Origin of the sequence: Lentzea sp. JNUCC 0626 (genome assembly GCF_043632865.1) — a bacterium.
Classification (GTDB): domain Bacteria; phylum Actinomycetota; class Actinomycetes; order Mycobacteriales; family Pseudonocardiaceae; genus Lentzea.
Genome location: NZ_CP171635.1, coordinates 8,101,619 through 8,123,129, shown reverse-complemented (window position 1 = coordinate 8,123,129; position 21,511 = coordinate 8,101,619). Strand labels below are relative to the sequence as shown.

Below are 21,511 nucleotides of genomic sequence, written 5' to 3'. Positions count from 1 at the left end.
CGGATGCTGCGGTTACGCGGTACTACGGCTTGTCCGCGACCTTGATCTTGCCTTCGATGATCTGCGCCTTGTAGCCCTCAAGGATGCCCTGGAGCTTCGCGTCGATCTTGCCACCCGACGTGGCGTAACCGACACCGTCCACCTTCAGGTCGAAGACCTTCGGCAGACCGGCGAGGTCGTTCTTCGCGACGGCCTTGACGTAGTCGTAGACCGCGACGTCGACGCGCTTGAGCATCGACGAGACGATGACGTCCTTGGTGTCGGCGACGGTCGCCTGGTTGTACTGGTCGGAGTCGACGCCGATGGCCAGCACGTTGGCCTGCTTCGCGGCCGAGAAGATGCCCTTACCGGACGCACCCGCGGCCTGGTAGATGACGTCAGCACCCTTGTCGATCTGGCCCTTCGCGGCTTCCTGACCCTTCGGGGCGTCCTGGAAACCGGTGAAGTCGCCGGCCGGGGTGATGTACTTCTTCTCGATCTGGATCTTCGGCGCGGCGGCCTTGGCACCCTGGAAGTAGCCCGCCTCGAACTTCTGGATCAGCGGGATCTCGACGCCGCCGACGAAGCCGACGTGGCACTTCTTGCTCTGGTACGCGGCGATGACGCCGGCCAGGAAGGAGCCCTCCTGCTCGGCGAACAGCAGCGGGGTGACGTTCGCGGCACCCTCGACGGCCGAGTCGACCAGGCCGAACTTGACGTTCGGGAACTCACCGGCGACGAGCTTCATCGACTCGGCGTAGGCGAAGCCGACACCGATGATCGGGCTGAAGCCCTCGGACGCGAGCTGGCGCAGACGGGTCTGCTTGGCGGACTCGTCCTCGTTCGGGGCGGCGGAGAGCTCGCGGGTGTTCTCCTTCTTCACGCCCATGTCCGCGATGGCCTTGTCCAGACCGGCGGCGGCGGAGTCGTTGAACGACGCGTCGCCACGGCCACCGATGTCGTAGGCCAGGCCGATCTTCAGCGCGCTCGCGTCCACCTTGTCGCCGTTCGCGGCGCTGGTGTTCGAGGTGGCGGGCGCGGTCGGGGCCTCAGCGAACTCGCAGGCGGCACCGGTACCGGTTCCCGTGTTGTTGCTGCCGCCACCCGAGTCCTTCGCGCAGGCGGCCATAGTCATCACGCTGGTCAACGCGATCGCGGCAACCGCGACACCACGCATACGACGACGCACGGCTCGTCTCCTCCCTGAGGTTCATCCCCAACGACGTTGTTGGGTCCTAGACGCGGCACCGTACCTCTTAGTAACCAACCCCGTTGCCGCCAGCACCTACAAAGACCCCTATCGGTTACGCATTCGACGCTTTGGCCGTACGAGTGGTGATCACTCGTGTTCGCCGCGTGGCGATTCGTCCTCTTGAGGCCCTTCTTCGCCTCGATCTTCGTCCGATTGGAGCAGTTCCGCTCGCCAAGCCCACCGCTCCAACGCCCCCGACATGCCCGACACCGGTCCGCCCGCGGGCAGCCGCGGGCGGTTCTCCCTCCCCATGACACCCAGGATGCGCCGACGCTCTGCCGTGCGACTGACTCGGCCATGCCAGTCGGACGATCACCTGACCTGCGGTTCGACGGTGGACGAAATTTCTTGCGGACCCCGTTGAACCGTTCGCGGACCCTCACGCGTGTGGGTGGTGGCAAGTGCCCTTGCCGACGACGGCGGCCCGGACCAAGGCGGAGGTCCAGGCCGCCGTCACCTTTTGTCCCGGTACAAATGCCCGAAATGTGGCGTGGACCGCATCTCCGAATCGATCAAGACCGCTTGGCCGATCGACAGCGTGTCTCATCGGTCACAGAGCGGGTGCGCCTGCTGGGACGCGTCCAACGTGCGGGACTAGCATTTCCCGGTCATGGTCGGGCAGAAACAGTTCGCCGACCACCACCACTGACGTTGGAGGCCGCGGCGCATGACCAGCGCAGGCGCACCCGAGCGGTCGGGCACCACCCGAGGGGGTGGGACGCTCTACCGCGGTGATCTGGGCATGTGGTCCTGGGTCGCCCACCGGATCACCGGTGTCCTCACGTTCTTCTTCCTCTTCAGCCACGTGCTGGACACCGCCCTAGTGCGAGTGTCGCCCAACTCGTACGACTCGGTCATCGAGCTCTACAAGAACCCGGTCGTGAACCTCTTCGAGGTCGGCCTCGTCGGCGCGGTGCTCTACCACGCGCTGAACGGCATCCGGGTCATGTTGGTCGACTTCTGGGAGAAGGGCGCCAAGTACCAGCGGGTCATGCTGTGGTCCGTGCTGGTCGTGTGGGTTCTCGTGATGATCCCCGGCTTCTACTTCATGATGCAGCGCACGATCTCCGAGCTGGTTGGGGGCCACTGACCATGTCACTCGCACTCGACAAGCCCCGCCAGCCGCGCCGCCCCGCCGCCCGTCGCGGCAACGGCGAGCTCTACAGCTGGCTGTTCATGCGCCTTTCCGGCCTGCTGCTCGTGGTTCTGGTGCTCGGTCACCTGTTCATCATGAACATCCTCGACGGCGGCGTACACAAGATCAACTTCGGTTTCGTCGCAGGCCGCTGGGCCTCGCCGTTCTGGCAGTTCTGGGACCTCGCGATGCTCTGGCTCGCGCAGATCCACGGCGGCAACGGCGTGCGGACGGTCATCAACGACTACGCCCGCAAGGACTCCACCCGGTTCTGGTTGAAGATGCTGCTCTACGTGTCGATGGTCCTGATCATCTCGCTCGGCACGTTCGTGATCTTCACCTTCGACCCGAACATCTCGAACTGACCCGCGCGGGGAGCCCACCACAATGCAGTTCCACAAGTACGACGTGATCATCATCGGCGCTGGTGGTGCCGGAATGCGCGCGGCGATCGAGTCCGGCCAGCGCGCCCGCACCGCGGTGCTCACCAAGCTCTACCCCACGCGTTCGCACACCGGCGCGGCCCAGGGCGGCATGTGCGCCGCCCTCGCCAACGTCGAGGAGGACAACTGGGAGTGGCACACCTTCGACACGATCAAGGGTGGCGACTACCTGGTCGACCAGGACGCCGCCGAGATCATGGCGAAGGAGGCCATCGACGCCGTTCTCGACCTGGAGAAGATGGGCCTTCCGTTCAACCGGACGCCCGAGGGCAAGATCGACCAGCGCCGGTTCGGCGGCCACACGCGCAACCATGGTGAAGCCGCCGTGCGCCGCGCCTGCTACGCCGCGGACCGCACCGGTCACATGATTCTCCAGACGCTGTACCAGAACTGCGTCAAGCACGGCATCGAGTTCTTCAACGAGTTCTACGTGCTCGACATCTGCCTGACCGAGACGGAGAACGGCCCGGTCTGCACCGGCGCCGTCGCCTACGAGCTCGCGACCGGTGAGATCCACGTCTTCCAGGCCAAGTCCGTCGTGTTCGCGACCGGTGGTTTCGGCAAGGTCTTCAAGACCACGTCGAACGCCCACACGCTGACCGGCGACGGCATGGGCATCGTCTTCCGCAAGGGCCTGCCCCTGGAGGACATGGAGTTCTACCAGTTCCACCCGACCGGTCTCGCCGGTCTCGGCATCCTGCTGACCGAGGGCGCACGAGGTGAGGGTGCGATCCTGCGCAACGCCTCGGGTGAGCGGTTCATGGAGCGCTACGCCCCGACCATCAAGGACCTGGCGCCGCGCGACATCGTGGCCCGCTCGATGGCCCTCGAGGTGCTGGAAGGCCGTGGCGCCGGTCCGAACAAGGACTACGTGCTGCTGGACTGCACGCACCTCGGTGCCGAGGTCCTGGAGACGAAGCTCCCCGACATCACCGAGTTCGCCCGCACGTACCTCGCGGTCGACCCGGTCGTCGAGCCCGTCCCGGTGTACCCCACCGCGCACTACGCGATGGGCGGCATCCCGACGAACATCCACGGCGAAGTGCTGCGGGACAACGACAACATCGTTCCCGGCCTCTACGCCGCCGGCGAGTGCGCCTGCGTGTCCGTGCACGGCGCGAACCGCCTCGGCACGAACTCGTTGCTGGACATCAACGTCTTCGGCCGCCGCGCCGGCATCGCCGCCGCGGAGTACGCCAACTCCCGCGAGTCCCACGTGGACCTGCCGGAGAACCCGGCCGCCGTCGTCGAGGCGCAGGTCGCCCTGGCGTTGTCGGAGCACGGCCAGGAGCGCGTCGCGGACATCCGCACCGAGCTGCAGGCCACCATGGACGCCAACGCGTCCGTGTACCGCACCGAGGACACGCTGAAGACGGCACTGCACGACGTCCAGGCCCTGAAGGAGCGCTACGCGCACATTCAGGTGCAGGACAAGGGCAAGCGCTTCAACACCGACCTCCTGGAGGCCGTCGAGCTCGGCTTCCTGCTGGAGCTCGCCGAGGTGCTCGTCCACGGTGCGTTGGCGCGCAAGGAGTCCCGCGGCGGTCACGCCCGCGAGGACTACCCGAACCGCGACGACACGAACTTCATGCGCCACAGCATGTTCTACAAGCAGGGCGACAGTCTGACGGCGGACATCCGCATGGACTTCAAGCCCGTGACCTTTACCCGGTACAAGCCGATGGAGCGCAAGTACTGATGACCGCCACCGCTGAAACCACTGCTGGCTCGCGCGGCTCCCAGCCGCCGGTTCCGGACGGCGCTGTCAAGGTCACCGTCAAGATCCGGCGCTTCAACCCGGAGTTCGACGACGAGCCCCGCTGGGACTCGTTCGACATCCCGGCCCTGCCGTCGGACCGCGTGCTGAACCTCCTGCACCACATCAAGTGGTACGTGGACGGCACGCTGACGTTCCGCCGCTCGTGCGCGCACGGCATCTGCGGCTCGGACGCCATGCGCATCAACGGCGTCAACCGCCTCGCCTGCAAGGTCCTGCTGAAGGACCTGCTGCAGAAGGGCGACAAGCAGACCACGATCACCATCGAGCCCATCAAGGGCCTGCCGGTGCACAAGGACCTGCTCGTCGACATGGAGCCGTTCTTCGAGGCGTTCCGCGCCGTCAAGCCGTACCTCGTGACGTACGGCAACGAGCCGACGCGCGAGCGCATCCAGTCCGTCGCCGACCGCGAGCGGTTCGACGACACGACGAAGTGCATCCTGTGCGCCTGCTGCACCACGTCCTGCCCGGTCTACTGGACCGAGGGCTCGTACTTCGGCCCGGCGGCGATCGTGAACGCGCACCGGTTCATCTTCGACTCGCGCGACGAGGGCGCTGAGGAGCGGCTCGACATCCTCAACGACATCGACGGCGTGTGGCGCTGCCGCACCACCTTCAACTGCACCGACGCGTGCCCGCGCGGCATCCAGGTGACGAAGGCGATCCAGGAAGTGAAGCGCGCCCTGCTCTTCAAGCGCGTCTGATCGTTCCGCTCTTCGAAGCGCCGTGCTCCCGTTGGGGCACGGCGCTTCTGCGTTCTCGGGGTCAGCTCACCTCCACGACGTGCACCGGTGGCCGCGGGCGGGCCGCTGCGGCCGCGTGGGCGGCCTTCAGTTCGCGCGCCACGGCTTGCGGGTGGTCACGTAGGCGCGTGGGCAGGGTTTGCAGGACGAGGATTCCTGCTGCCGCGTAGCGGGCGTTGCGAGCCAGGGTGCGTTCGTAGTCGCGCGGACCCAGGTGGAAGGCGCGGGAGTCGATCTCCCAGGCCAGGCCCACGTCGTCGTACCAGGCGTCCGGTCTGCCGATGACCAGGCCGTCCGGGCCCGCGATGGTGGCGTTCCAGTGTTGGGTGGTCAGGCGGATCTTGCGGCTCAGACGGCGTGCGTCGCGTTCGGCCACCGACTCGGCTCTGCCCAGGTCCTTCAGCACGCTTCGGACGAGGTTGGTGCCGTAGCGGTTGGTGCGGGCTTCTGCTGCCAGGTCGGCGACTGTGCAGTGGTTGCGTTGGACGGCCGCGGCTACGAGGGCGGTGGCTTCGTCCTGGGTGCGGAGGAAGCGGCAGGCGTCGACGACGGCCCTCGCCGCCGCGACGACCGGGAAACCGCCGACGTCGGTGGCCGGCGGGACCGGGTCGGCGCGTTCGAGGATCAGCTGGCCGCTGCCCTTGGCCGTGCCTGGGATCAGCAGGTGGATCTCGGGGCCCTTGGCCGGGAGGCCGTGGCGGCGGCAGGCTTCAGCGCCCGTCACCGCAGCGCCTGGGCCTGCTCTGAGGAGGGCGGCGGTCAGGTGTTGGTCCGAGGTGGGCGGACCGTTGTGCAGCAGCACCACGCCTGGGTACATGCGCTGCCACGGTCCGCCCGGGACGCACCTTCGCCACGGGTTGGAGACACCCAGGGACTTCAGGGTGCCGGCACTGATGACGCCGAGATCGCTGCGTTCGCGCAGGTGTTCGATTCGCACGTCACCAGTGTGACGAGGAGCACCGACAGTTTTCGGCGGTCAGCGCCGCGGCTGGCGCCTGGCGCGGTCGAGGAGCATCAGGATCGAGCCGCCGACGAGCATCAGCACGCCGAGCAGCAGCGTCCACACCGGCGAGGTGCCGGTGTTGGCCAGGCGGTTGTCCTGGTGGACCGGGGGCTTGGTGGTGGTCGGCGGCGTCGTGAGCCACGGCTTGGTGGTGGTCGTGGTCACCGGGGGCGTGGTGGTGCCGGACGTCGTGGTCGAGGTCGCCGGCGTGGTGGTCGTGGTCGACGACGGCGGAGTGGTCGTCGTCGAGTCGGTCGTGGTGGTCGTGGAGTCCGTCGTCGTGGTCGTCGACGGCGTGGTGGTCGTCGTCGAGTCGGTCGTCGTGGTCGTGGAATCCGTGGTGGTGGTCGTCGACGGCGTGGTCGTCGTCGTGGAGTCCGTCGTGGTGGTCGTGTACGTCGTCGTGGTGGTCACCGGCGTCGTCGTGGTCGTGCACGGGGTGGTGGTCGTGGTCACGGTGGTCGTGGACGACGTCGGAGGCTCTTCACCTCTCGGCGACGGCGCACGCCATCCGGGACGTTCTTTCGGGCACCACGCAGCGGAGCACACCTGGCCATCCCCGGTGGCCGAAGCTTCCGGGGCGGCACCGTGCAGTGAGACGAGCGTCAACACTGCCCCGGCGGTGAGCACACCGATATAGGCGATACGTGACATGCCACGGATGGTGGCGCGCGGGTACAGCACGTCGGGGCAAAAGCAGGCCCACGTCACCCACGAGTGGTCACGACATCCCCCGATCAGGGTTCGATCAGGTCCAGAAGACCGCGATGCCCACGTTCAGCACGACCAGCGACGCGGCGGTCGGCATCAGCCACGCCGGCGCCTTGGGCTTGTTGACGTTGATCGCCACGACCGCCGCGATGGCCACGACCACCAGCAGCTTCACGCCGATCTTGATGTGGTCGTACTCGACCGAGTCGACCAGGGGGTCGATGGCGACCAGCGCGACACCGGTCAGCAGCTGCAGCGCCGCGCCGTGCAGCCAGCCCTTGTTGACCGGCGCGTCCTTGCCGGCCTTGGCCTGCAACATGATCATCGCGACGAGCATGCCCATGCCGAGCAGGTGCAGGAACACCAGCAACAGGCGTACGAACTCCACAGCGTTTCCCTATCGACGTCGAGTGGCCAGGAAACCCCGCACGCCCAGCACCCCGATGACGGTGCCGAACACGAGCGAGGCGATCACCAGCACCAGGTGCACGGTGAAGAAGGCGGTAGGTCCGTCGCTAAACGAACGTGGGTCCTTCCAGATGTTCTTCAGGAACGTGGGCCAGATCACCCACGACCACACTCCGAAAGCCACCAGGAAGAGTGACATCGGGCGCGAGAGCTTCACGACACCCAGTATCTGACGTGCTGCGTGCAAGCCGCTAAACGGGGGTGGATAGCCTGGGGGGCGTGCCCTTCCCCAAACGGCTCATCGTCGCCCTGGTCCTAGCAACGGCCACCGCCGCGTTCGCCGCACCGACGAGCACCGCACAGCAGGCCGCCGGCTCGGCGCAGTGTGCGAACCGCGAGACCCCTCCGCCCCCGGTGGACACGTCCGAGCAGCCGGCGCCGGGCCAGAAGGCCCCGGTGGCGCTGGAAGTGCCGGAGAAGCCCATCGGCGGTGACAGGCTGGGCGAATGCGGCCTCATCCTGCCGCCGAACTCCGCACAGCCCCCCAGCGGCATCACCGCCGCCTCGTGGATGCTCGCGGACATCGACAGCGGCGCAGTCATCGCCGCGTACGACCCGCACGGCCGTCAGCGCCCCGCGAGCATCATGAAGGTGCTCCTCGCGATGGTCGTCGCCAAGGAACTGCGGGGCGACCTCGTCGTCACCGCCAGCGCGGAAGACACCCAGCAGGAGTGCACCTGCGTGGGCCTGAAGGACGGCGGCCAGTACACGGTCCGCCAACTGCTCCACGGCCTGCTCCTCACCTCGGGCAACGACGTGGCGCACACCCTCGCCCGCCAGTTGGGCGGCGTCCCGAACGCCCTGCGCAAGATGAACGCGATGGCCAAGGAACTCGGCGCGCTCGACACCCGCGCCGTCACCCCGTCGGGCCTCGACGGCCCCGGCACCAGCACCTCGGCCTACGACGTGGGCCTGATCTTCCGCGGCGCGATGAAGTACGACGAGTTCGCGCAGGCCATCAAGCTCCCGCAGTCGACCTTCCCGGGCCGCAACGGGGGCACCATCCCGCTGCTGAACGACAACAAGATGCTCCAGAACTACGAGGGAGCCCTGGGCGGCAAGACCGGCTTCACCGACGACTCCCAGCACACGTTCGTAGGAGCAGCCGAACGCAACGGCCGCCGCCTCGTCGTCGTCCTGCTGCGCGGCCAGCAAACCCCCACCCGCATCGACAACCAGGCGGGCAAGCTCCTCGACTACGGCTTCGCGATGGGCCCGGGCGGCGTGGGCAAGCTGGTGGACGGCGCCCCGCAGCCGAAGCAGAACGTCGTCCCGACCCAAAGCACCAACGACAGCACGGACGTGGCGGCAGGCACCGACCCCGAAACGGGACGCCCGACCCCGACCGCGTTCGGCACGGTGGGCCTACCGATCACCGCAGCGGCCGGACTGGCCCTAGTGGCGGCCCTGGTCCTCGTCCTGCGCAACAAGCGAGCCAAGGCAGCCCGAGCCCGCCGACAGGCCGCACAAGCGGCACAAGGCTTCTGAGGCCCATCCAGGCACAACCCAGAACGAACGGCCCCGGCAGTGGAAACACCACTACCGGGGCCGTTTCGCGTCTGGGCAAACCAACCGCAGTCGCGAACGCAAGGTGACCACCGTCTTGGCCCGGCGCGCGCACGCAACCGGCGGCCACCAACGCAAGCCAACCACCTACGAAACCTGGCGTGGCGAAGCGCAGCGAGCCCGAACGGGCTGATCAGCTCTGGGAAGCGATTCCGCCGCTCATGGCGATTGGGGCTTGACCTTGAGGGGCTGGATGCCAACCTGTCCGGTCCGGCCGGGGAGCTTCTATCCCCCGGCTCTTGAGGCCGCGAATGCATCCAGCTAGAGGCTCAAGGTCAAGCCCCAATCGCAACCCCGCTCACTTCGTCACTGCCTGATGGACCACCCTCGCAAGGCGACACGAACTGTGGGACGCAACCAACCCCGCTGGAACGCAACGGCACCCGGCAAACGCGCCCTACCGACGCCGCCACCGCATCCCGACCACAGCACCAACCAGGGCCCCCACCCCCACCATCAACGAAGGCGAAGGCCCAGACCGAACCGACACCACAGGAGCAATAACCGCAGGCGGCGGAGCCTCAACCACCGCAGGCTCAAGATTCTCCCGAGCAGTAGCCGTCCAAGCCGTGATGAACAAAACGAACTGCGCCACCAGATTCGCGAACACCAGCACACCGATCACCGACCCGAACGCGGCCGAGGTAGGCGACTTGGTCGTGAACGACAAGAAAACAGTGGCAGCCTGCTTCAACACCTCAAACCCGATGGCCGCAGCCAACGCCCCGCGCAACGCCGACCGCCACCCCACGGGCTTCCGAGGCAACCGGGCCAGCACCCACAGGAACACCATCCAGTTGGCCAGCAACGACAGGATGATCGTGCCGATCCGCAACAGCACGTGCGCCCACCCGGCCTCGCCCAGCCCCACCCACTCCAGCACCTGCTCGGCGAACCCGGACCCCAGAGCCGTGATGCCGAACGACAGCACGATCGCGAGCCCCAGCCCCACCAACGCCAGCAGGTCGCGCCAGAGCGTTCCGAGGAACGGCAGCTCGCCCTTCGCCTGGCCCCACTGGGCCGTCAGGGCGTCGCGGAGGTTGCTCATCCAGCCGAGGCCGGAGTAGGCGGCGCCGAGCAGACCGATGATGCCGACGGTGCCCTTGGACTCCAGCGCGGTGTCCACGGCCTCGTTGATCTGGGTGCGCAACTGCTGGTCGGGCACGGCCTCGGCGATGCTGCCCCGCAACGACATCAGCAGATCAGGTTGTGACTGGAGCACGAAACCGGCGACCGCGAAGCCGATCATCAGGATCGGCACGAGGGAGAGCACGCTGAAGTACGTGACCGCAGCGGCGTGCTGAGTGCCGTACCTCTGATCGAACCGCTCGTACGCACGCATGATGTGGTCGAGCCATGCGTACTTCTGCCGCCACTTGTCCACGAGCAAGACGCTAGTGCACTTGCAGTACCCAGGCAGATTACGGAAGAACGAAGCCGATCTTCTCGTAGGTGCGGCGCAACGTGCCCGACGCGGCCTCACGTGCGCGCTCGGCACCTTGGGCCAGGATCTTGTCGAGCGACGCCACGTCGTCGAGGTACGTGCGGACGCGTTCCTGCACCGGCGTGACCCAGTCGGTGAAGACCTCGCCGAGGTCCTTCTTCAGGTCGCCGTAGCCCTTGCCGTCGTAGTCCACGACCAGCGACTCGACCGAACGGCCCGTCAACGCCGAGTAGATCGTCAACAGGTTCGAGACGCCGGGCTTGTTCTCGACGTCGAACAGCACCTCGCGGCCCGTGTCGGTGACGGCCGAGCGGATCTTCTTGGCCGAGCGCTTCGGGTCTTCCAGCAGTTCGACGACGCCGCCGGGGACGGACTTGCTCATCTTCGACGTCGGGTCCTGCAGGTCGAAGATCTTGGCCGTGTCCTTGACGATGTACGCCTCGGGCAGGCGGAACGTCTTGCCGTAGCGGGAGTTGAAGCGCGTCGCGAGGTCGCGGGTCAGCTCCAGGTGCTGGCGCTGGTCCTCGCCGACCGGCACGTAGTGCGCCTGGTACAGCAGGATGTCCGCGGCCTGCAGGATCGGGTACGTGAACAGGCCGACGCCGACGGACTGCTCCTGGCGTGCGGACTTGTCCTTGAACTGCGTCATCCGCGCCGCCTCGCCGAAGCCGGTCATGCACTGCATGACCCAGCCGAGCTGGGCGTGTTCGGGGACGTGCGACTGCACGAACAGGGTCGCCCGATCCGGGTCGATGCCCAGCGCGAGCAGCTGCGCGGCCGAGACGCGGGTGTTCTGCCTCAGGGTCTTCGGGTCCTGCTCCACGGTGATCGCGTGCAGGTCGACGACGCAGTAGAACGCGTCGTGCGCTTCCTGCAGGGCCACCCACTGCCGCACCGCACCCAGGTAGTTGCCGAGGTGGAACGACCCGGCCGTCGGCTGGATGCCGGACAGGACGCGAGGGCGCTTGACGGGCGCGGTCGTGCTTGCGGTCGTGCTTTCTGCGGGGGCGTTCTCCGTGGACACGGACGAAATCTTCTCAGACCAGCCGGATCAGCTCTGCGTGGTGTCCGGCTGCGCCAGGTCGATGCGCTGGTTGGCAGCGATCACCGGGGCCGGCTTGCGCTTCTTGACCAGGCCGTACACCAGGCCGCCGACACCCGCCGCGACCGCGACCAGACCGACGGGACCAGCGGCCGTGCCGGTCATGCTGCTCTCGACCGCAGCGCTCACTACAAGACTCATGCCGTGCACTTGCCGAGCCTCCCCATGGCACAGATCCACCCCGGAACGGGTGAACCTCGCTGACTGAATGGCCGCCAAGCTACCGATCACCGGTAGCGTCTTGCGCGCCGATTCAGACTATCGGTCACTGATGATCGGTTCGCACTCGCCCATATGTCGTAGTCCGCTGACGCGCGTTACGCCCTGCTAGTGATGCCAGGGTCTCAAGCTCACTCACCGTGCGCGCCGACCCGTGTTCGGACCCGGCCATGCGACTGATGGTCTCCTCCATCAACGTGCCGCCGATGTCGTTCGCACCGCCGTTGAGGATCTCCGCGGTGCCTTCGTCGCCGAGTTTCACCCACGAGCACTGGATGTTGCCGACGCGACCGTGCAACGCGAGGCGCGCGAACGCGTGCACTGCCCGGTTGTCCCGGCGACTGGGGCCCGGACGGGCAACGCCCGCCAGGTAGATCGGGGCGTTGCGGTGCACGAACGGCAGCGCGACGAACTCGGTGAGCCCGCCGGTCCGGTCCTGCAGTTTCGCCAGGACGCGGAAGTGCGTGAGCCAGTGGCCGGGGTGGTCGACGTGGCCGTACATCATCGTCGACGACGAACGAATGCCCAGCTCGTGGGCGGTGCCGACGACGTCGAGCCAGGTCGCGGTCGGCAGCTTGCCCTTGGTGAGCACCCACCGCACGTCGTCGTCGAGGATCTCGGCCGCCGTGCCGGGAATCGTGTCGAGACCGGCTTCCTTCAGCTCCGTGAGCCACTCACGCACGCTCACGCCCGCCTTCGCCGCGGCGGAGACGATCTCCATCGGGCTGAACGCGTGGACGTGCATGCCGGGCACGCGCTTCTTGATCGCGCGCACGACGTCGGCGTAGTAGGTCACCGGCAGCTTGGGGTCGATGCCGCCCTGCATGCAGACCTCGGTGGCGCCGTCGTCCCACGCCTCCTGCGCGCGGTCGGCGACGTCCTCGGTCGACAACCTGAAGGCGTCCGCGTCCCGTTCACGTTGTGCGAACGCGCAGAACCGGCAGCCGACGTAGCAGACGTTGGAGAAGTTGATGTTGCGGTTGACGACGTACGTGACGTCGTCGCCGACCACGTCGCGGCGAAGGTCGTCGGCGAGCTTGACCATGGTTTCGAGCGCGTCGCCGTCGGCCGTCAGCAACGCCATCGCGGCGTCGGTGTCGTCCAGCAACGCCCCAGGGTCGTTCGCCGCGATCTTCAGTCCACGTTGGACGTCTTCGGAAAGTCGTTGGGGCGCAACGGGGATCTTCAGCTCGTCCCAGTCGCCGTAGACCTCGTCGAAGTCGCCGCGGCGGTCACTCGTGCGGCCCTCGGTGTCGATCGCGGTGTTGAGGTCCGCGCGACCGAACGTGTCGAGGCCGCCGTCCGGCTCCTGCCACTCGCGGCCGACGACTTCGGCTTCCGGGTTCGCGAGGCCGGTTTCCAGTGCCAGCGCGGAAACGTGGGCCGTGAGCCTCGTGTCGATCCACTGCCCGGCCGCCGCGCGGACGTAGCGCGGGTAGACGTTCAGCCGTTCCTGCAAGGAGAAACCGGCCTGCGCGGTGATGTCGACGAGCTGGTCGACCTGCGGCCACGGCTTCTCGGGGTTCACGTGGTCGGGGGTGATCGGCGAGACGCCGCCCCAGTCGTCGGCGCCCGCGCGGAGCATGAGGTCGAACTCGCCGCCCACGAGGTTCGGCGGCGCCTGCACGCTCACGGTCGACGGCATGACAAGGCGCGCAACGGCAATCGTCGCCGCGAGTTCGGTCAGGTCGGCGTCGGGCATGCCGCGCATCGCCGTGTCCGGCTTGGCGCGGAAGTTCTGGATGATGACTTCCTGGATGTGCCCGTACTGCTTCGCGACTTGACGCATCGCGAGCAGCGACTCGGCGCGTTCGGCGATGGTTTCCCCGATGCCGATGAGGATTCCGGTGGTGAACGGGACGTTCACGCGCCCGGCGTCGGTGAGCACGCGCAGCCTGACCGCGGGGTCCTTGTCGGGGCTGCCGTAGTGCGGGCCGCCCTTCTCGCTCCACAGCCGCTCGGCCGTGGTCTCGAGCATCATGCCCATGCTGGACGCGACGGGCCGCAGCCGCGTCAACTCCTCCCAGCTCAGCACGCCGGGGTTGAGGTGCGGCAGCAGGCCGGTCTCCTCCAGGACGGCGATGGCGCTCGCCCGCACGTAGTCCAAAGTGGACTCGTAGCCGCGCGCCTCCAGCCACTCCTTGGCGGCGGGCCAGCGGTCCTCCGGCCGGTCGCCGAGGGTGAACAGCGCTTCCTTGCACCCCTGCGCGGCGCCGGCCCGCGCGATCGCCAGCACCTCGTCGCGTTCCAGGAACGCGGCGGGCACCTTGTGCGGCACGGTCGCGAACGTGCAGTAGTGGCACCGGTCGCGGCACAGCCTGGTCAGCGGGATGAACACCGACCGGCTGTACGTGACCACCCCCGGCCGCCCCTCCGCGAGCAGGTGCGCGTCCCGCACCTTGCCCGCGGCTGTCAGCAGCGCGTCCAGGTCGTCCTCGCGCGCGTGCAACAACACGGCGGCTTCCGTCGCGTCGAGCACCGCGCCGTCGGAGGCCCGGCGCAGCGCACGCCTCATGGCCGCCGCGCTCGGACGGGGCTGCGGTGGGGTTAGCGAGATGTCCACTGCCACGTCAACGACCTTAGGCCGCTGAAATTCCTGATCACTGCGGGTTGGGTGTGGGACATCCCACTGTCAGCGCACGGACACCAGCAGTTCCGTGTTCCGGTCCAGTGGTGTGCCCAGGGGGTTCGTGCGCGAGTGGATGTCGTTGTAGGTGAACTCGCGGCACAGGCTGGCGAGGGCCGTGTCGGACCTGTCGTCGTAGTCGACCTGGTACGGCGCATCGGCTTCAAGCAACGTCGTGAACAGCGACAACGTGCCGTCGGCGTTGTCCGCGATCTCGATGACGCGGGCGTGCTGCGGGTAGTCGACGTGCGCGGCGGTGTTGATCTCCCAGAAGCTGCGGGACGGCGTTTTGTGCCGGTGCGGCGTGATGACGTTGCGGTGTGTGTGGCCGTTGACCCACGCGAGGACGTTCGGGAAGCGGTGCAGCAGGTTCACGAGCGCGTCGCCGGTCATGCGCGGGTCCAACGGCCGTCGGCGGTCCGGCAGGATGTTGCCCATCGTGCTGCTCGTGTGGTGGCTGAAGAGCACGAACAGCTCGTCCGTGACGTTCTGCCGCTGCGGCAGCCCGAGCCAGTCGTAGTAGAGCGAACTGTTGCGCTTGAGGGTCTTCTCGATCCAGTTGAGCTGGTGCAGCCCGATGGAGCCCGTGGAGAAGCCGGCCAGGTTCGTGGTGTCCATGCTGATGCCCGTGACACCGGGCGCCATCCGGAACGTGTAGAAGACGTCCACGCCATCGGCGTTGGCGTCCGTGTAACCGTGACCGCCCGTCGGCAGATGCTTGCTCACGAACTCACCGGTGTTGAACAGCCGTCGTCTGCTGTCCGGCGTCACGGTGCGGACGACGCCGCCACTGGCGAGGATCGCCATCGCCTCGGGGATCGCCTTGGGGTCGTTGAACGCCTGCGCGACCTTGGCGTTCTGCACGGGGTCGCCGAAGCCGACGATCTTCTTGCGGCCGGTGTACCAGCTGTCGAGCAGCCCGTCCGGCAGCGCGCCGACGACGCTGTCGTCGTGGTTGCCGATCGTCGAGTACCAGGGGATGGTCAGGCCGGGGCTCGTGAAGCTGCGGACAGCCGCGTCCAGCAGGCCGTTGAGCTGCGGAAAGCCCTTGGCCTTGTAGTCGTCGCCGCCGCTCAGGTCCGGCTGCCAGAACGTGCTGATGCCGGCGTTCTGCACGCCTTCGTAGCGGCTGTCGCCGGTGTTGGGCGTGATGCTGCCGCCGTTGAGGACCGTGAGGAACCAGTCGAGCTCGACGTTCTCGTGGTTGTCGGTGTTGTCCCCGGTCGTCATGAGGAAGTCGAACGGCCTGCCGGTGAGCGGACCGTTGCGGACCGCGTTGACCCTTTTGACCAGGCTCGTCGACCCCTGCGTCGCGAGCGCCTCCTGCGGCCGGTGCGCGCTGCTGCCCATGATCGGGTGCAGGTACTCGAACCGGAGCGGGCTCTGAGCGTCGCAGATGTGCATGTCGCTGAACTGCACGAAGCTGGTGAGCGCACTGCGCCGAGCCTCGCGATTGACCTTGGCCGCGACCAGGTCGTTCCGGACGACCGTCGGCCAGCCCGGTCCCGCCTGAAGCCTGCGATAACCGCTGGTGCCGATGGGTGTGGCCGTCGTTTCGAGCGTGGTGCCCGCCGTGTCCGCAAACGCTTGGCCGGGGAGCAACGGCACGCCCGCCGCGCCCACACCCATCGCCATGAGGAAAGACCGTCGCCTGAGCCCTGCCATGCCGCCCCCTTGATTCGAGTACTGAATCGTCTTCATATTCGGGGAACCGGCGGGTTGAATCGAGCCGTCAGGTGGGCGACAGGAGCGATAAAGGCTGGTCGGGCTGGGTCACCCGGAGTAGGTGCAACAGGCACCTCGCGGTTGACGTTGAAGCGTGGTTGCCCAACACAGGGGGTGTGTCTTGGACGATGACTTTCTGCCCAAGCCGAACGACGAGCGCGAGCACAGGAGCCCCGAGGAGGAGTCGGACAGCAACGACCTGGTGGCGATCATCGCGATCGTGGTCGGCGTGCTCTTCCTGATCCTGAGCGTCCCCAGCGTCCCGAAGGCCTTCAGGATCGCCAACGCCGTCGGCACGGCGGGCACCTACGTGGTCGGCGACGTGCCGGAGTGCTCGGTCCGCTGCTACACCCGCACCGGATCGTTCACCAGCGACGACGGCAAGGTGGCACTCACGGGCGTGCACGTGCGCAGCGGCATGCCGCGTGGCCTGAAGAAGGGCGACACGATCCGCGCGTTCGACATCGGCACCCCCGGTGAGGTGTTCACGGACCAGGGGCAGAACGGGTACCCGTACGCGCTGCCGTTCATCTTCGGGGCGGTGGGGCTCGCCGGTGCCGGACTGGGGATCCAGCACCTGTGGGCGACGCGCAGCAGTCGTCGTCAGTCGGAGTAGGTGACCGTCACGGGCGCGTGGTCCGACCAGCGTTCGGCGTAGGTCGCGGCCCGCTCCACCACGGCGGTCTGCGCACGAGCCAAGAGCCCGTCCGTCGCCACCTGGTAGTCGATCCTCCACCCAGAATCGTTGTCGAAGGCCTTACCGCGGTACGACCACCACGAGTACGGACCGGTGACGTCGGGGTGCAGCGCGCGCATCACGTCGTTGTAGCCCGACGCGAAGACGGAGGTCATCCACTCCCGCTCGTAAGGCAGGAAGCCGGACTCCTTCTGGTTCGTCTTCCAGTTCTTCAGGTCTGCCTGCTGGTGCGCGATGTTCCAGTCACCACACACGAGCACCTCACGGCCCGATACGGCCGCCTTCTCTCGCAGCGAGACGAGGTACGGGAGGAAGGCCGCCATGAAGCGGTCCTTCTCGTCCTGCTTCTCGGTGCCCACGTCGCCGGACGGCAGGTACAGGGACGCCACGACGACGCCGGGGAGTTCGATCTCCACGTAGCGGCCGCTCGACTCGAACTCGGCGGTGCCGAAGCCCACACGGACCGATGTCGGTTCTGCGCGCGAGAGGATGCCCACGCCCGCGCGGCCCTTCAGGGACGACGGGGCGTACACGCCGTGCCAGCCGGAGGGTGAGTGGACCTCGGGCGCGAGTTCGATGGGTTCCGCGCGGACCTCTTGGAGGCACACGACGTCTGCGGAGGACGTCGCGAGCCACTCGAGGTAGCCCTTCTTCGCGGCGGCGCGCAGGCCGTTGACGTTGACCGTGGAGACCGTGAGCACGACGGAGGAGCCTACTTGGAGGCCAGGCCCCAGGGCTTCGGGTACTCGGCGTTGCAGCCGGCGCAGTGCGCGGTGAGGTCGAGGTAGCCGACGATGGTGGCCATCTCGTCGCGCGGCAGCGCTAGTTGGCGCTGGCCGTCGATCTCCGTGTAGAGGCCCTGCCACTCCGGGTCGCACGAGCACTGCGCGACGCCCTTGCCTCTGCCCCACCGAAACACGTTCCTCAGCATGCCCGCAAGTTTGCCACACGCCACCGAAGTCGTTCACCGATGCAAAGGCGGACTTCGGCGAGAACGAAACGTTGAAGGCGATCCATTGATCGTGCGGGTATTCAACGGGCATGTTTCTGGCGGGCCCAGAAAATCCCCGAAGCACAAAGCACCAAGGAGAAGACATGAACGCGATCAAGGGTGTTCTCGCCGGTCTCGCCGCCACCGCCGTGCTGTTCGGTGGTGCCGCGCAGGCGTTCGCGGCTCCGGTCACCGAGGCCTCGGCCGAGGCCTCCGCGAACGTGACCGGCAAGGTCATCGCGGTCGTCCACGGCAAGTCCATCAAGGTGAAGGTCAACGCCTCCACGACGGTGGACGTGGACTACAACCTCGTCAAGACCATCATCTCCGGCGAGCTGAAGGTCGGCGCGGACGTCGACGTCAAGGGGATCAAGCTGGGCGGCAAGGTCGTCGCACTGGGCATCATCGTCCTGAAGTAAGTGGGGCGGGAAAAGGCCGGCGCCGCCCTCACGCGCCGGCCTTCTCCAATGCGGCGGCCAGATCTCGGCGGCCGGAAATACCCAGTTTTCGATAGGCGCGGGTCAAATGCAGTTCGACGGCTCGTGGCGTCACGAAAAGTTCGGCCGCGATTTGCCGGTTCGTCAGGCCGTGCACGGCGCGGCGCACGATGTGGTCTTCCTGCGCGGTGAGCACCGAACCCGACGGCACGCGCGCCGGACGTCCGCCCGCCGCGCGCAGTTCCCGCGAAGCAAGGCCCATCAACGAGATCGCGCCGCACCGCTTCGCCACGTCGTGGCCCTGCCGCAACGCCGCCAGCGCTTCCGGTCGGCGCCCGGCGACCCGCAGGCCCACGCCCCAGTCGACCAACGCCCGCGCCAGCTCCAGCCGCGCCGGGGTGTTGCGCAGCACGACGACGGCCTCCTCCAGCAACTCCAAGTCGCCAGACACCACACCGGCGACCCGTGCCGCAACGCCGACGGGCACGGAAAGGCCCCAGTCGCGGGCCACTTCGAGCTCCTGGAACGCCAGGAACGACGCCTGGTCGTGCTCCCCCAACGCCATGTGCGCCAACGCCGCGTGCGAACGCCACGGCTGCAACGACGGGTTGCGCGCGCCGCGCCGTTCCATCCGTTGGCCGCACACGAGGTGGTCGCGCAGAGCGGAAACCGGGTCGCCCAACGCCATATGCAGGCGACCGCGTTGGTGCAGCAGCACGGTGTAGTGCGAGTACTCGGGCAGGTCGCCGTCCAGGGACCGTTCACGCAGCAGCGCCGACGCCGACACCGTGTCGCCCGTGTCGACCCACGCGCCGACGAGTCCCGCGACACCGGCCACCACGTTGTCGTCCTGGTGCGCCCCAAGGGAATCCAGCCGCGCCAACGACGCGAGCCCGAGCTGTTCCGCGACCGCGAGCAACCCCAGCCGGCGTGCCACGTGACACCGCAGTCCCTGCACCAGAGCAGCACAAAGCCCCAGATCACGTTCGGACGTCACCCGCAACGCCTCGTCGCACTGCCGGTCCGCGAGCTCGTACTCGTCGATCCCGACCAACGCCACGATCATGTGCGCGAACGAGAACTGGTCGATCAGGTCGCGCCCGATCCGCACCGGCAACGCCGCGTGCACCCGGCGGCGCGTCTCCCCGGGATTCGCCCCGATCGTCGCGCCGCGATAAGCCAGCACCGTGTTGAGGAACCGCGTGTTGCTCGCCGAGGTCATCCGCGACCCCACCAGCCGCGCGATCCGCGTCTCCACCTCGCCGGAGAAGAACGACTCCTCCATCCCCAGCGACAACGCGTACAAGTCCAGCCGTTGAGCCAGGTCCGAGTCCACACCGGACACTCGCGCGATCACCGACTCGACCTTCGCGACCGCGTCCCGGTACAGCCCCCGCCCGGCCAGGTCGTAGGCCAGCAGCAACGCCATCCGCCCCTCGGCCGGCACGTCCATCGACGCACCGGCGGCCTTCGTCAGCGACGCGCGGGCGGCCCCGGGATCGACCAGCGACTGCGCCTCCGACAGCTCGACCAGCACCTCGCCGCGCAGGTCGTCCGGCAACGGCTCGCGCAACAGCCTGCGCAGACAGGCGATCGCTCTGTCCGAAGTAGACCGGCGAGCCACCGACAGCAGCACGTCCCGCACCCACTCCTCACCCAGAGGCGAAGCCTCCAGCAGGTGCGTGGCGACCTCATCGGCAGACGCCTGGTCATCGTGCTGAAACCGTGCCGCGCGCGCGTGGATCGCCGCACGGTCCAACGCAGTCGTGCTCTGCGCAAGGGTCGCCATCACCATCGGCACGCCCGCGAACCCCATGCCACCCAACGCCCGTGACGCTTCGGCGGCCTCCTCGGGCACCAACCCCGCGGCCGCCCCCGCCAGCGCCAGGTCGGCCCCGCCGAGCACCGCGAACGACCGGGCCAGCGCCACCACGTCAGCCCCGCCCGCACCCAGCCGCGCGACCAGTTCCCCGGACCGTTCGCCCAGGTCACGAGGTCTCAGCCCGAGCAGGAAGGGGTTGCCGCCGGTCGCCACCCGCCAGTCCGCGACGACGTCGTCCGGCACCTGGGCCGAGAACAACGTGCGCAGGAACCGGCCGCACGCGAGCTGGTCGAGACCGCGCAACCGAACGCGCACGGCGTCCCCGACCACCTCACGGAGCAATGGCGGCTCATCAACGAGACCGCGCGTCACCACCACCACGACCGGCAGCTCGCCGAGCCGACGCCGTAGGTAGGAGAGGAACTTCAACGACGACTCGTCGGCGTACTCGACGTCGTCCACCGCCAGCAACACCGGGGAGTCGAGCGCAAGCTCGCGGACCAGCCGGTGCACCCGGTGCAACGCGGCCTGGTCGGCACCCCCGGCGAGGATCTCGTCGGCCTCGCTCTCGAAGAGCTGCGCGAGCACGCCGAACCGGAACCCCGACTCGGAGCCGGAGCACTGCGCGCGGAACACCGAGAAGCCCAGCTCACGGGCCATCCGCACGGTCTCGGCCAGCACCGCCGTCTTGCCGAGGCCCACCCGGCCCTCGACGCACACCACCGCCGGGGCGTTCTCCAGCACCTCGCGCACCATCGCGAGCTCCCGCTTGCGGTCAGACACCACCGCCACCGGATACGTCCCTTCGCCGCACGCACTGCGAACACGTGGCGGCGTGTTCCGGCTGCCCGCGCTAGGCCAGCCGGATCAATCCTAAAGAGGGCCGCCCCGGACAGGAAAGGCCTTTCCGGACCGGGAAACCCCTGGAATTTTCGCTACTTGCAGGTGGAGTCGCTGGTCAGCGCCGTGAACGACTGGCTGACCCAGCGCCGGTCGCTCAGCATGCGGTAGCCGTTCTCGACGCGCCCCTGGGCGTCGGCCACGGCGTCGCGCGGCATCGTCGACACGATCGGCTGCATGTCACCGGGGCCCGAGCGGACGTTGAGGATGTCCGCGGTCACGGTGATCTTGCAGATCCCCGACGACGTGTCGCTGCCCATCGGTTTGCCGCCGTTCACGGCGTACATCACGCCGGCGACCCCGAGCACACCAATGACGATCATTCCCCGAACCGGAACACCCAACATCGCGACGCCTCCGCACGCACAAGCCCTGGAACAGCAGATATAGCGGCTGCGGGACCCGCGTGGACGGCGCGGCGCGGCAACCACCCGCAAGAGGAACCGACCGGGTGACGGACGCACGAAAAAG

22 protein-coding genes are annotated in these 21,511 nt (G+C 67.8%); 8 read left to right on the top strand and 14 right to left on the bottom strand.

Annotated features, from left to right (window positions below; genetic code table 11):
• Nucleotides 1–22: 22 nt before the first annotated feature.
• Nucleotides 23–1,156, bottom strand: a complete 1,134-nt coding sequence (locus tag JNUCC0626_RS37840; protein ID WP_394622189.1) for a BMP family lipoprotein — start codon at nt 1,154–1,156, stop codon at nt 23–25.
• A 742-nt stretch (nt 1,157–1,898) separates the two neighbouring features.
• Here JNUCC0626_RS37840 and sdhC point away from each other — a divergent pair.
• The 4 genes from sdhC to JNUCC0626_RS37820 are packed head-to-tail and all read left to right on the top strand — an operon-like array spanning nt 1,899 to nt 5,290.
• Nucleotides 1,899–2,321, top strand: coding sequence for a succinate dehydrogenase, cytochrome b556 subunit (gene sdhC, locus JNUCC0626_RS37835; protein WP_394615471.1), 423 nt, complete (start codon nt 1,899–1,901; stop codon nt 2,319–2,321).
• A gap of 2 nt (nt 2,322–2,323) precedes the next feature.
• A complete protein-coding gene (locus JNUCC0626_RS37830) occupies nt 2,324–2,731 on the top strand; it encodes a succinate dehydrogenase hydrophobic membrane anchor subunit (protein ID WP_285643312.1) in 408 nt (135 codons plus the stop codon).
• A gap of 22 nt (nt 2,732–2,753) precedes the next feature.
• A complete protein-coding gene (gene sdhA / locus JNUCC0626_RS37825) occupies nt 2,754–4,508 on the top strand; it encodes a succinate dehydrogenase flavoprotein subunit (RefSeq protein WP_394615470.1) in 1,755 nt (584 codons plus the stop codon).
• On the top strand, nt 4,508–5,290 hold the full coding sequence (locus JNUCC0626_RS37820; protein ID WP_394615469.1) for a succinate dehydrogenase iron-sulfur subunit: 783 nt from the start codon (nt 4,508–4,510) through the stop codon (nt 5,288–5,290). Before sdhA ends, JNUCC0626_RS37820 begins: the two co-directional genes overlap by 1 nt.
• A gap of 61 nt (nt 5,291–5,351) precedes the next feature.
• Here the strand turns inward: JNUCC0626_RS37820 and JNUCC0626_RS37815 are convergent, their stop codons facing one another.
• On the bottom strand, nt 5,352–6,266 hold the full coding sequence (locus JNUCC0626_RS37815) for a hypothetical protein (RefSeq protein ID WP_394615468.1): 915 nt from the start codon (nt 6,264–6,266) through the stop codon (nt 5,352–5,354).
• Nucleotides 6,267–6,305: 39 nt separating this feature from the next.
• On the bottom strand, nt 6,306–6,497 hold the full coding sequence (locus JNUCC0626_RS37810) for an LPXTG cell wall anchor domain-containing protein (RefSeq protein WP_394615467.1): 192 nt from the start codon (nt 6,495–6,497) through the stop codon (nt 6,306–6,308).
• Between JNUCC0626_RS37810 and JNUCC0626_RS37805 the strand changes: the two genes are divergently transcribed.
• Nucleotides 6,490–6,972, top strand: a complete 483-nt coding sequence (locus JNUCC0626_RS37805) for a hypothetical protein (protein ID WP_394615466.1) — start codon at nt 6,490–6,492, stop codon at nt 6,970–6,972. The two genes, JNUCC0626_RS37810 and JNUCC0626_RS37805, sit on opposite strands and share 8 nt — an antisense overlap.
• 108 nt (nt 6,973–7,080) lie before the next feature.
• On the opposite strand, the gene JNUCC0626_RS37800 is transcribed toward JNUCC0626_RS37805, so the two are convergent.
• Both JNUCC0626_RS37800 and JNUCC0626_RS37795 read right to left on the bottom strand, forming a co-directional pair.
• Complete coding sequence (locus JNUCC0626_RS37800) at nt 7,081–7,431, bottom strand: hypothetical protein (protein WP_394615465.1); 351 nt, start codon at nt 7,429–7,431, stop codon at nt 7,081–7,083.
• A 9-nt stretch (nt 7,432–7,440) separates the two neighbouring features.
• Nucleotides 7,441–7,668, bottom strand: a complete 228-nt coding sequence (locus JNUCC0626_RS37795; protein WP_030478462.1) for an SCO4848 family membrane protein — start codon at nt 7,666–7,668, stop codon at nt 7,441–7,443.
• 62 nt (nt 7,669–7,730) lie between these two features.
• Here JNUCC0626_RS37795 and JNUCC0626_RS37790 point away from each other — a divergent pair, with 62 nt between their 5' ends.
• On the top strand, nt 7,731–8,999 hold the full coding sequence (locus tag JNUCC0626_RS37790; protein WP_394615464.1) for a D-alanyl-D-alanine carboxypeptidase family protein: 1,269 nt from the start codon (nt 7,731–7,733) through the stop codon (nt 8,997–8,999).
• A 475-nt stretch (nt 9,000–9,474) separates the two neighbouring features.
• On the opposite strand, the gene yhjD is transcribed toward JNUCC0626_RS37790, so the two are convergent.
• From yhjD to JNUCC0626_RS37765, 5 genes are all read right to left on the bottom strand, one after another.
• A complete protein-coding gene (gene yhjD, locus JNUCC0626_RS37785) occupies nt 9,475–10,461 on the bottom strand; it encodes an inner membrane protein YhjD (protein ID WP_394615463.1) in 987 nt (328 codons plus the stop codon).
• Between the two features lie 37 nt (nt 10,462–10,498).
• On the bottom strand, nt 10,499–11,545 hold the full coding sequence (gene trpS / locus JNUCC0626_RS37780; protein ID WP_394615462.1) for a tryptophan--tRNA ligase: 1,047 nt from the start codon (nt 11,543–11,545) through the stop codon (nt 10,499–10,501).
• A gap of 27 nt (nt 11,546–11,572) precedes the next feature.
• Complete coding sequence (locus tag JNUCC0626_RS37775; protein WP_394615461.1) at nt 11,573–11,764, bottom strand: hypothetical protein; 192 nt, start codon at nt 11,762–11,764, stop codon at nt 11,573–11,575.
• Nucleotides 11,765–11,888: 124 nt separating this feature from the next.
• Nucleotides 11,889–14,411 (bottom strand): bifunctional FO biosynthesis protein CofGH, encoded by a 2,523-nt coding sequence (locus JNUCC0626_RS37770; RefSeq protein WP_394615460.1) that lies wholly within the window; start codon nt 14,409–14,411, stop codon nt 11,889–11,891.
• A 63-nt stretch (nt 14,412–14,474) separates the two neighbouring features.
• Entirely contained in the window at nt 14,475–16,103 is a 1,629-nt protein-coding gene (locus tag JNUCC0626_RS37765; RefSeq protein ID WP_394615459.1) for a TIGR03767 family metallophosphoesterase, read from the bottom strand.
• 211 nt (nt 16,104–16,314) lie between these two features.
• Here JNUCC0626_RS37765 and JNUCC0626_RS37760 point away from each other — a divergent pair, with 211 nt between their 5' ends.
• Nucleotides 16,315–16,809 carry a hypothetical protein gene (locus JNUCC0626_RS37760; RefSeq protein WP_394615458.1) on the top strand — a complete coding sequence of 165 codons (495 nt, stop codon included), beginning with the start codon at nt 16,315–16,317 and terminating at the stop codon, nt 16,807–16,809.
• Here the strand turns inward: JNUCC0626_RS37760 and JNUCC0626_RS37755 are convergent.
• Nucleotides 16,797–17,591, bottom strand: coding sequence for an exodeoxyribonuclease III (locus JNUCC0626_RS37755; RefSeq protein ID WP_394615457.1), 795 nt, complete (start codon nt 17,589–17,591; stop codon nt 16,797–16,799). The genes JNUCC0626_RS37760 and JNUCC0626_RS37755 overlap by 13 nt on opposite strands.
• A gap of 11 nt (nt 17,592–17,602) precedes the next feature.
• Entirely contained in the window at nt 17,603–17,821 is a 219-nt protein-coding gene (locus JNUCC0626_RS37750) for a hypothetical protein (protein ID WP_382443393.1), read from the bottom strand.
• A 164-nt stretch (nt 17,822–17,985) separates the two neighbouring features.
• Here JNUCC0626_RS37750 and JNUCC0626_RS37745 point away from each other — a divergent pair, with 164 nt between their 5' ends.
• Entirely contained in the window at nt 17,986–18,300 is a 315-nt protein-coding gene (locus tag JNUCC0626_RS37745) for a hypothetical protein (RefSeq protein WP_394615456.1), read from the top strand.
• 28 nt (nt 18,301–18,328) lie between these two features.
• Here JNUCC0626_RS37745 and JNUCC0626_RS37740 read toward each other — a convergent pair whose 3' ends face one another.
• Both JNUCC0626_RS37740 and JNUCC0626_RS37735 read right to left on the bottom strand, forming a co-directional pair.
• Complete coding sequence (locus JNUCC0626_RS37740) at nt 18,329–20,923, bottom strand: LuxR C-terminal-related transcriptional regulator (RefSeq protein WP_394615455.1); 2,595 nt, start codon at nt 20,921–20,923, stop codon at nt 18,329–18,331.
• 152 nt (nt 20,924–21,075) lie between these two features.
• On the bottom strand, nt 21,076–21,363 hold the full coding sequence (locus tag JNUCC0626_RS37735) for a hypothetical protein (RefSeq protein ID WP_394615454.1): 288 nt from the start codon (nt 21,361–21,363) through the stop codon (nt 21,076–21,078).
• Between the last annotated feature and the right edge of the window lie 148 nt (nt 21,364–21,511).

Coding starts and splice junctions, on each gene's coding strand:
- JNUCC0626_RS37840 (WP_394622189.1), bottom strand. CDS start 1,156: ATGCGTGGTGTCGCGGTTGCCGCGATCGCGTTGACCAGCGTGATGACT.
- sdhC (WP_394615471.1), top strand. CDS start 1,899: ATGACCAGCGCAGGCGCACCCGAGCGGTCGGGCACCACCCGAGGGGGT.
- JNUCC0626_RS37830 (WP_285643312.1), top strand. CDS start 2,324: ATGTCACTCGCACTCGACAAGCCCCGCCAGCCGCGCCGCCCCGCCGCC.
- sdhA (WP_394615470.1), top strand. CDS start 2,754: ATGCAGTTCCACAAGTACGACGTGATCATCATCGGCGCTGGTGGTGCC.
- JNUCC0626_RS37820 (WP_394615469.1), top strand. CDS start 4,508: ATGACCGCCACCGCTGAAACCACTGCTGGCTCGCGCGGCTCCCAGCCG.
- JNUCC0626_RS37775 (WP_394615461.1), bottom strand. CDS start 11,764: ATGAGTCTTGTAGTGAGCGCTGCGGTCGAGAGCAGCATGACCGGCACG.
- JNUCC0626_RS37765 (WP_394615459.1), bottom strand. CDS start 16,103: ATGGCGATGGGTGTGGGCGCGGCGGGCGTGCCGTTGCTCCCCGGCCAA.
- JNUCC0626_RS37750 (WP_382443393.1), bottom strand. CDS start 17,821: ATGCTGAGGAACGTGTTTCGGTGGGGCAGAGGCAAGGGCGTCGCGCAG.
- JNUCC0626_RS37745 (WP_394615456.1), top strand. CDS start 17,986: ATGAACGCGATCAAGGGTGTTCTCGCCGGTCTCGCCGCCACCGCCGTG.
- JNUCC0626_RS37735 (WP_394615454.1), bottom strand. CDS start 21,363: ATGATCGTCATTGGTGTGCTCGGGGTCGCCGGCGTGATGTACGCCGTG.